This is a genomic window from Kribbella sp. NPDC006257 (assembly GCF_040613535.1).
Lineage (GTDB): Bacteria > Actinomycetota > Actinomycetes > Propionibacteriales > Kribbellaceae > Kribbella.
On record NZ_JBEXSJ010000007.1, the window covers coordinates 194,370 to 208,953 of the forward strand.

The window sequence follows — 14,584 nt, forward strand, 5'->3', positions numbered from 1 at the left end:
CACACAAGGCCGTGGTGTCGGTCTGGTGGGCGGGAAGCCGATCTGGGCGATCCTTTTCGACGCCCACGGTCGCGAACTCGGCCGGTTCGACGCGAACCAGTAAAGGAGCTACGCCGAGAGCTCTCTACCCGAAGATCTCGCGGTAGACCTTTGCCAGTTTGGTGGGGTCGTGGTGGAGGTGGCGGTCGTCGGCGGCGATGTCGGCGATCACCAGGTCCGCGCCGAGGGAGGCCGCCGTACGGCGCAGTGAGGACGGGTCGGGGACGTGGCCGGCGTCGGCCAGGACGATGTCGATGCGGAGTTCCGGTGCGTGGGCGGCGAGAACCTCTAAATGGGTTTCCGGGGAGAAGCCGTCGGTCTCGCCCTTCTGCTCACCGAGGTTGAGAGTGACCAGCCGGCGGGCGTTCGTCATCTCGAGACCATGGGCCAGCGCGGGGACCAGGAGGTTCGGGATCACGGACGTGAACCAGGAGCCGGGGCCGACGACGACCCAGTCGGCTTCGGCGATCGCGACCAGGGCTTCGGGGCAGGCCGGTGGGTCGGCCGGGTCCAGGGCGACATCGACCACCTTGCCCTCGGTCGTCGCCACCTCGGCCTGGCCGCGGATCTCGGTGACCACCTCGGGATAGAGCGGATCGAGGCCGATCACCCGCGCGGTGATGTCCAGCGGCACCGCCGACATCGGCAGCACGCGCCCTTGTGCGCCAAGGAGTCTGGCCACCCAGTCGAGTCCGTCGACGGCCTCGCCGAGCAGCTCCCACAACGCGACGATCAGCAGGTTGCCGACCGCATGGTCGTGCAGTTCACCGTCGCTGCGGAACCGGTGCTGGAGCACGCTCGCCCAGGTCCGGCCCCACTCGTCGTCGCGGCACAACGCGGCCAGCGCCATCCGGAGATCGCCGGGAGGCAGGACGCCCAGCTCGCGCCGCAGCCGCCCGGAGGAACCGCCGTTGTCGGCCACCGTGACGACCGCGGTCAGCTGGTCGGTGACGTGCCGCAGCGCCGACAGGGACGCGGCCAGGCCGTGCCCACCTCCCAGCGCGACGACCCGGGGAGCTCGCGACACTAAGCCGTCACTCCCGCCCCAGATCCCTGTGCACGACCAAGGTCGGTGAACCCTTCTCCCGCAGCCTCTTCGCGATCTCCTCGGCCATCGCGACGCTCCGGTGTTTCCCACCGGTGCAGCCGATCGCGACCGTGACGAACCGCTTGCCCTCGTTCAGATATCCGGTCCGCAGCGTGTCCAGCACGTCCACATAGTTCTGCAGGAACTGCTGGGCCAGCGGATGACCGAGCACGAAGTCTGACACAGGCTTGTCCTGGCCCGTCATCGGGCGCAGGTCGGGCTGCCAGAACGGGTTCGGCACGAACCGCATGTCGGCCACCACGTCGGCGTCGACCGGGATGCCGTACTTGAATCCGAACGAGACCACGGTGGCCCGCAGCTCGATCTTCTCCTCGTCCCCGAAGGCGTTCACGATCCGGGCAGCGAGCTGGTGGATGTTCAGGTTCGAGGTGTCGATCACCAGGTCGGCGCCGGCCCGGATGTCGCCGAGCAGCTCACGTTCGCGCTCGATACCGGTCAGCAGCCGGCCGTCACCCTGCAGCGGGTGCGGCCGGCGCACACTCTCCTGCCGGCGCACGATGACGTCGTCGGACGCCTCCAGGAACAGGGTCAGCGGCCGGTATCCCTTGGCCCGCAGGTCCTCCAGCGCCGAGCCGAGCTCGTCGAAGAACGACCCGGTCCGGACGTCGACGACGATCGCCAGCCGGGGCGAGGCGCCGGTGCCGACCACCTGCTCGACGATCGTGGTCAGGAACATCGGCGGCAGGTTGTCGACCACGAACCAGCCGAGGTCCTCCAGTACGTCCGCGACCGAACTCCGTCCCGCGCCGGACATCCCGGACACGATGATGAGGTTGCCGCTCGACTCGTCCATCAGTTCTCAGTTCTCCCCGAGTTCAATCCCCGTCCGGGCGATCGGCCGTGGCCCGATCCCCGTCGGTCACGCCGGCCGGCGTGACGTCGTCGTCCAGTATCTCGCCGGTCGCGGTATTCACCGACGGTGCACGGCCGGTGTCGGCCTTCGTTGCCGCCGAGTTCACCGCCAGTACGACGGACTCGGCCGTCCGCCGCCCGAATCCGGGCAGCTCGGCGACCTCGTCGACCGACGCCTGACGGAGCTTCCGCAACGAGCCGAAGTGCCGGAGCAGCGTCTTGCGCCGAACCTCGCCGAGCCCCGGTACTTCGTCCAGCACACTCTCAACCATCGACTTCGACCTGCGGTTACGGTGATGGGTGATGGCGAACCGGTGCGCCTCGTCGCGAAGACGCTGCAGCAGGTAGAGGCCTTCCGACGTACGGGAGAAGATCACCGGGTCCTCGTCGTCGGGGAGCCAGACTTCCTCGAGCCGCTTGGCCAGCCCGCACACCGGGATGTCGCCGAGGCCGAGCTCGTCCATCGCCTGCCGCGCCGCCGCGACCTGTGGCGGACCACCGTCGACGACGACCAGGCCCGGCGTGTAGACGAACTTCTTCGCCCGGCCGGTCTCCGGGTCGATCAGGTTCGCCGTCGGATCCTCGCCCTCCGGGGTCGCAGCACGCTCGTCCAGCAGCCGCTTGAACCGCCGGGTCAGCACCTCCGCGATCGACGCGACGTCGTTCTGCCCCTCGACGCCCTTGATGACGAACCGCCGGTACTCCGACTTGCGCGGCAGCCCGTCCTCGAAGACGACCATCGACGCGACGACCTCGGTGCCCTGCAGGTTCGAGACGTCGTAGCACTCCAGCCGCAGCGGCGCCTCGGGCAGGTCGAGCGCAGCCTGGATCTCCTCCAGCGCCAGGTTGCGGGTGGTCAGATCGCTGGCCCGCTTGGTCTTGTGCATGGTCAACGTCTGCAGCGCGTTCCGCTCGACCGTCGCCATCAGGTCCTTCTTGTCGCCCCGCTGCGGGACACGGATCGCCACCCGCGAGCCGCGCAAGCCCGAAAGCCACTCGGTCAGCGCGTCCAGGTCCTCCGGCAGCGTCGGCACCAGGATCTCGCGCGGGATCGTGTCGGTGGACTCCCCGGCGTACATCTGCTGGATGAACCGCTCCACCAGGTCGGCCGTCGTCGCCGTACCGTCTGCTTTGTCGGCGATCCAGCCGCGCTGGCCGCGGATCCGTCCGCCCCGCACATAGAAGATCTGTACGGCGACTTCGAGCGGGTCCTCCGAGAGCGCGACGACATCGGTGTCGGTGCCGTCGCCGAGGACGACCGCGTTCTTCGCAAGGGCCTTCTCCAGCGCGCCGAGGTCGTCGCGGATCTTCGCGGCCCGCTCGTACTCGAGCTCGGCCGCCGCCGCCTTCATCTCCTTCTCGAGGCGGCGCACATACGTCGCGGTCTGGCCGGAGAGGAACGCGGAGAAGTCCTCGACAATCTTCAGGTGCTCCTCCTGGGTCACCTGACCGGTGCAAGGCGCGGCGCACTTGCCGATATATCCGAGGAGACAGGGACGCCCGATCTGACGATGCCGGTTGAAGACGCCCTTGCTGCAGGAGCGCATCGGGAAAACCCGGAGCAGCAGGTCGACGGTTTCCCGGATCGCCCAGGCGTGACTGTACGGACCGAAGTACCGGACGCCCTTCTTCTTCGGGCCGCGGCCGACCATCACCCGCGGATACTCCTCGTTCATCGAGATCGCGAGCCACGGATACGACTTGTCGTCGCGGTACTTCACGTTGAAGCGCGGGTCGAACTCCTTGATCCAGGAGTACTCCAGTTGCAGCGACTCGACCTCGTTCGCGACCACGGTCCAGTCGACCTTCGCGGCGGTCGTCACCATCGACTGCGTCCGCGGATGCAGGTTCACCAGATCCTGGAAGTACGACGACAGCCGGGCGCGCAGGTTCTTCGCCTTCCCGACATAGATCACCCGCCCGGACGCATCACTGAAGCGATACACCCCGGGCGAGTCAGGAATCGTCCCCGGCGCCGGGCGATAGGAGGAAGGATCAGCCACCCCCCAACCCTAGTTCGCCGCACCGACAAGTCCCGTGGCACACCCGTTGTCTTGCGATCGTGCGGAGGTCGTGTTGCGGGTTGGGTCATATCGCTGGGTTGACCCCGGGTTGGGATGAGCGGCGTACCTAGGGTGTCACTCAGGGTGGTTGAACAGGACCGAGCGTGAGGCAACCGGGCCCGCGCAGACTCTGAGGGAGTTCCGCCCATGAACCCAATCGTGCGTGCCGTGCTGGGCACGACCGTTGCTGTCGGCCTTGCTGCGGCCGGCCTGGCCTCCACCGCGTCGGCGAGCGAGGCTCCGTCGACGCCACCGGCGCCCACCATCCGGGGTGCGGGGAGCGCGACGGCGATTCCCGGCAGCTACGTGGTCGTGCTGGCCGGCAACAAGTCGGCCGCGGAGACGCGGGTCACCACACAGAGCCTCGCGGCGTCGTACGACGTCAAGGTACGGCGGCAGTTCGATTCCTCGATCAGGGGTTTCTCGGCGAACATGTCCGAGGAGCAGGCGAAGAAGGTCGCCGGTGACACCCGGGTCGCGTTCGTCCAGCAGAACCAGAAGATCACTGCGGACCAGGACGACCCGCCGTGGGGCCTGGACCGGACCGATCAGCGCGATCTCCCGCTGGACAAGAAGTTCGAGCCGTCCGGGACCGCCGACAACGTCAACGTCTATGTGATCGACACCGGGATCTACGCCGCCCACAAGGACTTCGGCGGCCGCGCCTCCGTCGGCACCGACACGGTCGGCGACGGGCAGAACGGCGTCGACTGCATGGGCCACGGCAGCCACGTCGCCGGCACCATCGCCGGTACGACGTACGGTCTCGCCAAGGGCGCCAAGATCATCGCGGTCCGGGTGCTCGATTGCAACGGGTCCGGGACCACCGAGAGTGTTGTCGGCGGCATCGACTGGGTGACGAAGAACGCCAAGAAGCCCGCGGTCGCCAACATGAGCCTGGGCGGCGGCACCGACATCGCCCTCGACGCCGCGGTGAAGGCCTCGATCGACGCCGGCATCACGTACGCCGTTGCTGCCGGCAACGACAGCTCGGACGCCTGCAGCGCCTCGCCGGCCGACCAGCCGGATGCGATCACCGTCGGCGCCACGGACGACAAGGATGCCAAGGCAACCTTCTCCAACTTCGGCCGATGCGTCGACGTGTTCGCACCGGGCGTCGACATCACCTCGGTCGGTATCACCGCACCGGACTCCACCGCCAAGATGAGCGGTACGTCGATGGCGACACCGCATGTCAGCGGTGGAATCGCGCTCTACCTGAGCCAGCATCCGGACGCGAAGCCGGCCGATGTGGCCAAGGCGCTCGTCGGCGCGGCGACCCCGGACAAGGTCGGCGACCCGGGCACCGGTTCACCGAACAAGCTGCTCTTCGTCGGCAAGGTCGACCCAGCCAAGTAGGACAAAGGCCCCAGCTCACCTTGAGCTGGGGCCTTCCAAGCTCTAAGCCGCGGGACCCACGATGTTGCCGCCCTTGACGGTGACGTTGACCGCCGCGAGCGGGGCCGGTGCCGGGCCGCCCACCACACTGCCGTCCGTGACGCTGTACTTGCTGCCGTGGCACGGGCAGTCGATGGTGTTGTTCTCCACCTTCGCCACCAGGCAGCCCGCGTGCGTGCAGACCGCGGTGAAGGCCTTGTACTGACCGGCAGTCGGCTGGGTGACCACGATCTTCGCGTCGGTGAACACCTTCCCGCCACCGACCGGTACGTCGGAGGCCGGACCGAGCACCGGTCCCCCGCCACCGGTCGTCGGGGTGCTCGACGTGCCGGTGGTCGGCGCCGAACTCGGTGCCGACGAGGGTGCCGAGGTCGGGTCGGCGGCCGCGCCGCTCGAGCCGCCGTCGTCACCGCAGGCCGCGAGCAGCGGCAGCCCGACGCCGGCGAGACCCGCCACCGCGGCACCTCGGAGTACTGCCCGCCGGTCCCGCAGGGTGTCGATCGCCCGGCCGAGTTCGGTCGTCTGGTCGTCGCTCATGTATCTGGCCCTCCAAGAGCTGGTGCAAAAGTAGTTGAACGCTCTGCTACTTGCTTTCTACCCGGTGCCCCCAAACCGGGCCACACCACCAGGAACGAGCGGAACGGCCGAACGGTTCAGCGGGTGGCGCGTTGAACCAGCCGGGCGGCCAGTTCGAGGACCGCCCGGCGGGTGGCGGGTTCGAGACGTTCGGGCTGCAACGGCCAGGCCCGGGCGAGATGATCGTCGTACGGGAGTACGACGTACCCGAGGCCGCGATCGGTCACCGCCGACTGCAGCCAGCGGACCGGTTCGGGGTCGTCGGCAACGTTCTCGGCGATGACCACCAGGCCGCGGTCGACCAGCATCTGCTGACCGTCGGTGGTGAGCTGGTCGAGCTGGTTGATGCTGGTCAGCGCGGCGTCGCGCACCGACGGGATGACCAGGGCGACCGCATGCGCCGCGCCGGCGACGTACCCGGTGGCCTCCTCGAAGAGACCGGGCGGGCAGTCGACCAGGGAGAGCGGGATCTGGTTCGCGCCGCCGACGTTGCGGGCCGCGAGGACGTCACTGATCGCGTCGGCGGTCGGTTCGGCCCGGGCGAGCTGGACCCGGGAGCCCGGCGTGTTCGCGATGCCCTGATCGAGCCGGTGGGAGAGCTTGCCCTCCTGCGGGAACGCGTCGACGGCCAGCACGATGTCGCCGCGCTGGGAGGAGATCGCGTCCGCGAGCAGGGCGGTGACGGTCGACGTACCGCTGTGCGGGACCGGGCCGATGATCCCGATCATCCGGCCGATCCCGATCGGCCGGCGGATGATCGCGATGTTCTCGACGTCACGCTGCATCCGGCTGGACGCGCCGGCGATGTACGCCGCCTCGGCCGCGAACCGGCCGATCTTGCGGAAGAAGCCGCCGGATGGGTCCTCGTGCTGCAGACCCACCGAACCGCTTGCCGCTGGCAACGAACCTGCCAGCGGGTCCTGGTACGCCGGTGTGTAGGCATGCGTGCCGGGACCACCGTCGGGCGCCGGAGCGTTCCAGCCGGCGGCCTCAGGCTCGGACGGCGCGTTCCAGCTACCGTCTCCGGCCGCGGGCTGTTCCCACTGCTGCTGCGGCTGCTCCCATTGCTGGGGTGGCGGCTGCTGCGGAGGTGGCGGCTGCACCCACTGCTGCTGTTGAGGTGGTGGTGGTGGGGGCTGCTGCCAGCCTTGCTGTTGCTGCGGTGGTTCGTAGTACTGCGGAGGCGGCGCCTGATACTGCTGCTGTGGCGGGCCCGGGTAGTACGGCTGCTGGTACGGCGCGGGCGGCACCTGCGGCGGCGGTCCGTACGGCGGCTGCTCGTACTGCGGCTGCTGCGGCTGATACTGCTGCGGCTGCTGGTACTGCGGCTGCGGCGGGTAGTTGGCAGGCGGATACTGCGGAGCCGGGTACTGCTGCGCAGGCTGCTGGTACTGCTGCTGCTCGTAAGGCTGCTGCTCGTAAGGCTGGTACTGCTGAGGTGGGTACTGCTGAGGTGGGTACTGCTGATACTGCGCAGGCTGCTGCGGGTATTGCTGCGTTGCCGGCGGCTGGTGCCAGCCCTCGCCCGTCGGCGGCGGAGGAGGCGGCATCGTGGGCGCAACCGGCTGAGCCTGCTGCCCAACCGGAGCGACCGGCTCGGACGGGCCGGGAACCGGGGCGGCCGCGGTCGGCTGAGAATCCGCCGCGGAATCGTCGTCGAGGCGGTTCATCATGTCCGCCTGCCAGTTCGGCCCGGTCATACCATCCGATCAGAAGACTTTGAGCAGTCCGCTGAAGACCCCGAATGCGCCGAGGGTCAGCGGTACCAGCGCTACGACGGCCAGTACCTGGATCTGATCCAGAACCTGACCGAGCCGGACCTGTACGTGGTCCTGCGGTGTCCAGCTCAGGCCGAACGCACCGACCATCGCCACCACCACGAGTAGCCCGACTGCTACAAGTGTGCCACCCACCGACTTCTGGGACAGATCCTGGACCAGCGCGCCGACGATGACCGCTGCCGCGGCGAACAGTCCGAGTACCTCCGCGGCCAGCGGGTACAGCCGCGATCGCGCGCACAGCAGCAACGCCAGCAGGGCCGCGATCGCCACCGTCCAGACCGATCCGTGCAGCGCGAGCACGATGCCCGCGGCAGCCGACCACAACGCGATCGCCGTCGCAGACAACGCCAGACCGACGTGCGCAGCGTTCAGCGCCGACTCGACATCCGGACGCCCGATCTCGTTGCCACTGGACCGACGATCGTCCAGCGCGGTCAGCCCTGACATCGACAGCGCGAGCCGCGGCAGTACGCCGAGCAGCAGCACCGCGACCACGGCCACCAACGCGCTCAGCTTGTCGCTGGAGACTCCCGCTGCCACACCGATGATCCAGATCAGCGCGAAGATCATCGCCGTACCACCGCCGACCAGACCGCCACCGGCCAGCCCGGCCATCGCGAACAGCAGTGGGCCAAGCGCCAGCCCCAGAGCGACGATCCCCATCCGCATCGGTGTGGACCAGCCCTCCGAGCTGCCGAGGCTCCACGCCACCACCCCGAGCAGGATCGGTGTCACGATCAGCAAGGTGATCGAAGTCGTCCGCTGTCCGGCCCGGCCCAGGACGACGCCGGCGAGACCGGTGATGATCGCGACCACGAGCAGAACGAAGGCAGCGATGTCACCGTCGACCGCCCTGGCCAGCGCGATCGCACCGGCGAGCAGGGCGAAGATCAGGGCCGCACCGGCTGCCCAGTGCCGATGCTTGCGCTGGAAGGTGGTGCCCCGCCGCTCGAGGTCGTCGACCGCTTCCTCGACCACGTCGTACACGGTCGGTGGCGGCGGCACCTCGCCTTCGGCGGCGAGCCGTAGTACGGAACCGTCGCCGATCTGCGCCGAGCCCAGGGTGAGCTCGAGCGAGACCGTCTGGCCGGTCGGCGTCGTCAGGTACCGGCGCCGGGGCGACGGATCGACCGGCTCGCCGAGCATCCGCAACAGGTCCGGCATCAGCCGGCCCAGCGGCTCGTCGACCGGCAGGACGGCATCCATCTGGCGTTGCCGGCCGATGATGGTCACCCGGCTGTAGACCGCAGCCACCTCTACACCTCTCTGATCGTCATAGCGGGAACTAGCGCCCGGTCGGTGCGCCTGGCGGCAGCAGCCGGCCGAGGAGCGCGCTGTAGATGTTCCAGTCCAGCTGGCTCTTGCCGTCGCCGATCGGGTACCAGATCGCCGGCGATGCGGTCGGGCCGATCTTCACCGGCGTGATGTCGGCGACCCCGGTCATGTCCAGCGCCTTCGCCATCCCGTCGCCGCGCACCGCATCGTTGCCGACGGCCATCGCCATCGGTGCCGGGACGCCGACCCAGTGCGGCATCGCGTTCGTGTCGGTGCCACCGCGCGCGCCCTGGGCGAAGAACGACACCAGCGTGAAGGTGTTCGCCAGCTTGTCGGCAACCGCCTGGACATCCGCCGTGCTCGGCAGCCCGTCCGGCGTCGCCACCGCGAGCGTGACGATCTCCTCCAGCCCGGCGGGCCGGCGGTGGATCTCGACCGCACCGGTCGCGCTCCGGCCGTCGTTGCCGCCGACGACGGCGAGCCAGGTCGGCTTCGGCGCCCGGCGGCGACAGTACGCCGTGAGCTGGCCGACGTTCCACGGCTGCGTCACCGGCTCGGCAGTCCCCCAGCCGGCCGGCTCGTCACCGGTCAGGTCCTTGAAGAGCTGCTCGGCCGCCTTGCCGACAACCGTCGTCTCCAGCGCCTGGTAGCGCACCCGCGCGGTCACCAGCAGCTGGAATGGCAGCTCCAGATCGACGGCGACGAAGGTCGGGCTCATGTCGACCTTGTCCTGCTCCCCGGCGGCGACCGCCTGGAACATCTGGCCGTCCCACTTCAGCTTCGAGCCGCCGAGCCCGTCGTACGCGCCCTCGCCGCTCGGCTCGGTCACCACCCAGCGCGAGTCGCGGCTGCCGAACAGGGTGGACCGTACCGCGAAGGTCAGTCGGGTCGTCGCCGGCGTGACCAGCTGGACACCGAGGTCCGCCGCCTCGGCAGCGGCCAGAGCGTCGACCAGCCAGGCGGACATGCCGACCACCGGGCGGTCCTGCATGATCACGACGACCTTGTCGGTGCGCAGATCGATCGCCGGGCTCAGCTCGACCGGGTTAGGCATTGTTGCCTCCAGCAACATCGGCGCCGACGGGTGGGTTGAACGGCGGCGGGGCCGGCTTCCAGACCTGTCCACCGAGCCGCTGCACCAGCGCCGCGGCGTACCGGTCGGCCAGTTCGGGCGCGCCCTCCTGCGGCGTCGCGCGGACCTCGGCCCACCAGACCGGTGTCGGTACGCCGGTCAGCTCCGGCCCGAGCAGTCTCTCGACCTCACCGGGCACCTGGATAAGGATCGGTGCCTCCAGCGAGGCCAGCGGCTGCCCTTCCGCACTGCACAGCTGCAGCACCGCGCCGTCGGACACCTCCCGCACCAGCCAGTCCGGCCCGGCGGCCAGCATGCCCGCCAGGACGTCCTCGTACGACGGTCGCCCGTCGATCAGTGCCACCACGTCGTAGCTCACTGCTGTCCTCCGCCATCTGCGTCATCGGTCGTCGGGGTGCCGTCCGCCAGCGCCGTCTGGATCAAGGCGGGCCGCTCACCCCGGCGTACGAACAGCCCTCGGCCGGCCGGGAAGTTGCCCGGGGTGGCGCCGGTGAACAGCGCGCCCTCGGAGCGGTCGCCGGACAGCACCAGGCCGGCCGTCCCGGACTCGTTCACTGTGGTCAGGAACGGTTCGTACAAGGCCCTGCTCGCACCGGAGGCCCGGCGGGCGATCAGGAAGTGCAGGCTGATGTCCCGGCCCGACGCGATGTAGGGCAGGAACGGGTCCATCGGGGCCTGGCCGCCGGTGGTCAGCAGGTCGTAGTCGTCCGCGACCACGATCACCTTCGGCCCGGCGACCGGGACCGGTGCGCCCGAGTTCGAGTCGTCGGGCACCCGCTTCTCCAGCTCACCGGCGACCCCGGCGGCCAGTCCGGCGCCGACCCGGCCGCTGGTCGCGTACCCACCGAGGTACTTCTCCGGAAGGAAGCCGCGCAGGCCGCGCCGCGGATCCATCACCGCGAACACCACCTCGTCCGAGCTGTACCGGTCGACCAGCTGCTGCAGGATGAGCTTCAGCAGGTTGGTCTTGCCGGACTTGGTGTCGCCGAAGATCACCAGGTTGCCGTCGCGGTCGAACAGGTCGAGCAGCACCGGCGCCATCCGGGTCTCGTCCATCCCGATCGGCACCAGCGCCGCCTCCTGCTGCGGGTTCGGCAGCGTCTTGCGCTCGAGCCGCAGCGGGAGCACCCGCACCTTGGGCGCGGTCGGACCCTGCCAGGCCGACGCGAGCGCCAGCGCCTGGCCCTGCATCGCCTCGGTCAGGTCGTCGTCCTGCAGCAGGCTGTCGACCCGCGGCAGCGCGAGCTGCGCGAACAGCTTGGTCCGCGGCATCAGCACCCGGCCCGGACCGGCGTTCCGCATCGTCTCCTGCAGCCGGCGATCGATGTTGGAGTCGGACGGATCGTTTATCCGCAACTCCATCACCGTGCCGAACAGCGCCTGCGAGGCCATCCTTACGTCGGTCCACCGGATCATCGTGGTGACCACGTGGATGCCGTAGCTGCTCCCCCGGCCGAGCAGATCCGCGATCGGCTCCTCGAGGTCGTCGAAGGTGGTTTTGATCGCGCCGTAGTTGTCGAGCACCAGGACGATGTCCGCGACCGGCAGCTCGGGAATGGCGCCCGAGGCATGCATCGAGCGGAGCCGTTCCATGGTGTCGATCCCGCGGTCGCGGAAGATCAGCTCGCGCTGGTCCAGCATCCCGCGGACCTCTTCCAGCGTCCGGCGGATCTTCTCCCGGTCGGTCCGGATCGCCACGCCACCGACGTGCGGCAGATCGGCGAGCGGTTGCAAGCCACCGCCGGCCAGGTCGATCGCGTAGACCGCGACCTCCTGCGGCGTGTAACTGTGCGCCAGCGACGTCACCAGCGAACGGATGAAGGTGGTCTTGCCTGACTGCGGTCCACCGATCACGGCACAGTGCCCACCGGCCTGGGTCAGATCGAGCCGGAGTACGGACTGCGTCTGTTTGCGTGGGTCGTCGATGACACCGATCGCCGGCGACATCGGCGGCGCCGGTACGGCGAACTGCAGGCCGCGCGGGCCGATGTCGACCGGGCCACCGACCTGGTCCAGCGTGCAGACCTTCGGCAGCGGCGGCAGCCAGACCTGCGGCACCGGGGCCGACGACGGCTTCACCTGCTCGACGAACACGCCGAGCACCGTCGGACCGGTGGTCCGCTCGGTCGAGTCGTCCTCGTCCTCGTCCTCGTCCTTCTCGTCCTCGGCGGCCAGCTTGGCCATGTCCGGCTGCTGGTACGGCGTGACGAGGTAGGGCCGGACGGCTGGGCCGTCGTCTTCCGTGGTCTCGATCACAGCGCCCTTGTAGGGACCGGAAACGTACGCCGCGCGGAACCGCTGGTACACCGACGTGTCGACCTTCAGGTATCCGAAGCCCGGCAGCGGCGGCAGGTGGAACGCATCCGGCGTGTTCAGGACGGTCTGGCTCTCCTCCTCGGAGAACGTGCGCAGACCGAGCCGGTACGACAGGTAGGTCTCCAGGCCTCGCAGCTTGCCGCCCTCGACACGCTGGCTGGCCAGCAGCAGGTGCACGCCGATCGACCGGCCGATCCGGCCGATCGAGAGGAACAGGTCGATGAAGTCCGGCCGCGCGGTCAGCAGCTCACCGAACTCGTCGATCAGCACGAACAGATGCGGGTACGCCGGGAGGTCCGGCTGCTGCTTGCGGAGCAGCCGGTAGTCGGTGATATTCGCGACGTTGCCCGCGTCCTTCAGCATCTGCTGGCGCCGCTGCACCTCACCCGCGAGGCTGGCGTAGGCCCGCTCGGTCAGGCTCGGATCGTCGACCAGGTTGGTGATGATGCCGGCCACATGCGGTACGCCGTCGAAGGGGGCGAAGGTCGCACCACCCTTGTAGTCGATCAGCACCATCGCCAGGTCTTCCGGCGAGTGCGTCGCGAGCAGGCCCATCACGAGCGTACGTAGTACCTCGGACTTCCCTGAACCGGTCGCACCGATGCAGAGCCCGTGCGGGCCCATACCGAGCTGCGCCGACTCCTTCAGGTCCAGGACGACGGGTTGCCCCGCGCTGTCGAGGCCGAGCGGCACCCGGAGGAACGCGCGCTCGTTGCGCGGGGTCCACATCCGTTCCAGGTCGACGTTTCCGGGATCGTCGATCTGCAGCAGGCTCATGAAGTCGACGGTCTTGAGCGACGCGTCCTCTTCGAGCGATTCGGCCGACAGCCGCAGCGGCGCCAGGCTGCGCGCGAGACCCTCGGCTGTTGCCAGCGGCGTGTCGTCCAGCTGACCCTGCGCGGTCAGGTATCCGCCACCGCGCAGGTCCTCGACCAGCACCTCGCCTTCCTGCACGGTGATCCGGATCGCGACGTTGCTCGGCTCCTGCATCCGGTCGGCGACCAGGTGCAGCACGGTCACGCCGACATCGCCGATCGACAGCGTCTCGTCGTTGGTGGCGACCTCGGTGGCAACCTCGCCGTACGTGTCGTGCAGGACGAGCATCCGCTGGATCATCCGGCGCGCGTCGCCGTTGCCGAGCGAACCACGCTTCGCCTCGCTGGCCAGCGTCGCGCGCGATGCCACGTCCTCGCTGATCAGCCCGGCCAGCTCGTCCGGCTTCTGGGCGATCCGGCGGAACGGGTGCGGCCCTTCGCGGCGGTCCGGATCAGTGGCGTGCGGCAACCATCCGATCCACTGCCACTGATCGAGGGAGGCCGGCGGGAAACACGCGGCCAGCTCCAGATCCTCCGGCGCGTGGAACACCGCGGCCTGCAGGAGCAGGGCCCTGGCGATCCGTACGACGCCGTCGCGGTCGCCCACGATGCTGACATTGCCGGCCAGATCCAGCGGGATCGTCAGCGGCATGTCGGGCATCAACGCGAACCGGCGGGCCAGCGCCTCCGCCTCCGCCATCATGAACGGGTCCGGCGGATCCATCATCGAACCGGAGGTCGCCAGCGTCGCCGGCACCACCGGCATCCGGCCGGTCGCACAGCGGACCAGCAGGAAGTCGGAGTCGCTGCGGCGCCGCTCCCAGAGCCTCGCGGGATCGCGGACACAGTCCACCAGCGCGTCGGCGGGTGGATTCAGTGCCAGCGCGGTCTTCCGGCTGGCACGTTCCATCTTGCCGAACTCCTCGCGGAGCCGTTCCAGATAGTCCAGGTACCGGTTGCGCTGCTCGCGGCTCTCCTTGCCGGCCCGGCCGCGGGACGAGAACGCCATCCCCATCGTCCCGGCCAGCGTGAGAAACAACACGCCCACGCCGATCACTGCCGACGTACCGGTCCGCATCGTGCTCATCATCCCGACCGAACCGAGCACGCCGACGGCCGGCATCAACGCCTGCATCGCGTTACCGCCGGCCTTGCCTCGCGCGCCGGGCGGCGGGGTCTCGATCACCCGCGGTTGCCCGGTGTCGATGCTCCGGGTGCTCCGCGCCGGGCGGTGCACGAGTCGGGTCGACACTTTCTCTCCTCAGCTG

General features: G+C 69.3%; 10 protein-coding genes. 1 reads left to right on the forward strand and 9 read right to left on the reverse strand.

Annotated elements, in window-relative coordinates; all coding sequences use genetic code 11:
- Positions 1-124 precede the first annotated feature (124 nt).
- Genes yvcK through uvrC form a run of 3 tightly spaced genes read right to left on the reverse strand, consistent with a single transcriptional unit; the run spans position 125 to position 4,002 of the window.
- The gene (gene yvcK / locus ABZ004_RS11420) at positions 125-1,066 is read right to left on the reverse strand and encodes a uridine diphosphate-N-acetylglucosamine-binding protein YvcK (RefSeq protein ID WP_355679703.1); all 942 of its coding nucleotides are present in this window, start codon (positions 1,064-1,066) and stop codon (positions 125-127) included.
- A 7-nt stretch (positions 1,067-1,073) separates the two neighbouring features.
- A complete protein-coding gene (rapZ, locus tag ABZ004_RS11425; RefSeq protein WP_355679704.1) occupies positions 1,074-1,940 on the reverse strand; it encodes an RNase adapter RapZ in 867 nt (288 codons plus the stop codon).
- A 22-nt stretch (positions 1,941-1,962) separates the two neighbouring features.
- Positions 1,963-4,002 carry an excinuclease ABC subunit UvrC gene (uvrC, locus tag ABZ004_RS11430; protein WP_355679705.1) on the reverse strand — a complete coding sequence of 680 codons (2,040 nt, stop codon included), beginning with the start codon at positions 4,000-4,002 and terminating at the stop codon, positions 1,963-1,965.
- 207 nt (positions 4,003-4,209) lie between these two features.
- Between uvrC and ABZ004_RS11435 the strand changes: the two genes are divergently transcribed.
- The gene (locus tag ABZ004_RS11435; RefSeq protein WP_355679706.1) at positions 4,210-5,421 is read left to right on the forward strand and encodes a S8 family serine peptidase; all 1,212 of its coding nucleotides are present in this window, start codon (positions 4,210-4,212) and stop codon (positions 5,419-5,421) included.
- A 42-nt stretch (positions 5,422-5,463) separates the two neighbouring features.
- Here ABZ004_RS11435 and ABZ004_RS11440 read toward each other — a convergent pair whose 3' ends face one another.
- From ABZ004_RS11440 to eccCa, 6 genes are all read right to left on the reverse strand, one after another.
- Positions 5,464-5,997 (reverse strand): Rieske (2Fe-2S) protein, encoded by a 534-nt coding sequence (locus tag ABZ004_RS11440; protein ID WP_355679707.1) that lies wholly within the window; start codon positions 5,995-5,997, stop codon positions 5,464-5,466.
- Between the two features lie 116 nt (positions 5,998-6,113).
- A complete protein-coding gene (locus ABZ004_RS11445; RefSeq protein ID WP_355679708.1) occupies positions 6,114-7,736 on the reverse strand; it encodes a hypothetical protein in 1,623 nt (540 codons plus the stop codon).
- A 9-nt stretch (positions 7,737-7,745) separates the two neighbouring features.
- On the reverse strand, positions 7,746-9,071 hold the full coding sequence (eccD, locus tag ABZ004_RS11450; RefSeq protein ID WP_355679709.1) for a type VII secretion integral membrane protein EccD: 1,326 nt from the start codon (positions 9,069-9,071) through the stop codon (positions 7,746-7,748).
- Positions 9,072-9,102: 31 nt separating this feature from the next.
- Positions 9,103-10,146: a DUF6177 family protein gene (locus ABZ004_RS11455; protein WP_355679710.1), complete on the reverse strand. Its 1,044-nt coding sequence runs from the start codon at positions 10,144-10,146 to the stop codon at positions 9,103-9,105.
- On the reverse strand, positions 10,139-10,543 hold the full coding sequence (locus ABZ004_RS11460) for a hypothetical protein (RefSeq protein WP_355679711.1): 405 nt from the start codon (positions 10,541-10,543) through the stop codon (positions 10,139-10,141). The genes ABZ004_RS11455 and ABZ004_RS11460 overlap by 8 nt, the downstream gene beginning before the upstream one ends.
- Entirely contained in the window at positions 10,540-14,568 is a 4,029-nt protein-coding gene (gene eccCa / locus ABZ004_RS11465; RefSeq protein ID WP_355679712.1) for a type VII secretion protein EccCa, read from the reverse strand. The genes ABZ004_RS11460 and eccCa overlap by 4 nt, the downstream gene beginning before the upstream one ends.
- Between the last annotated feature and the right edge of the window lie 16 nt (positions 14,569-14,584).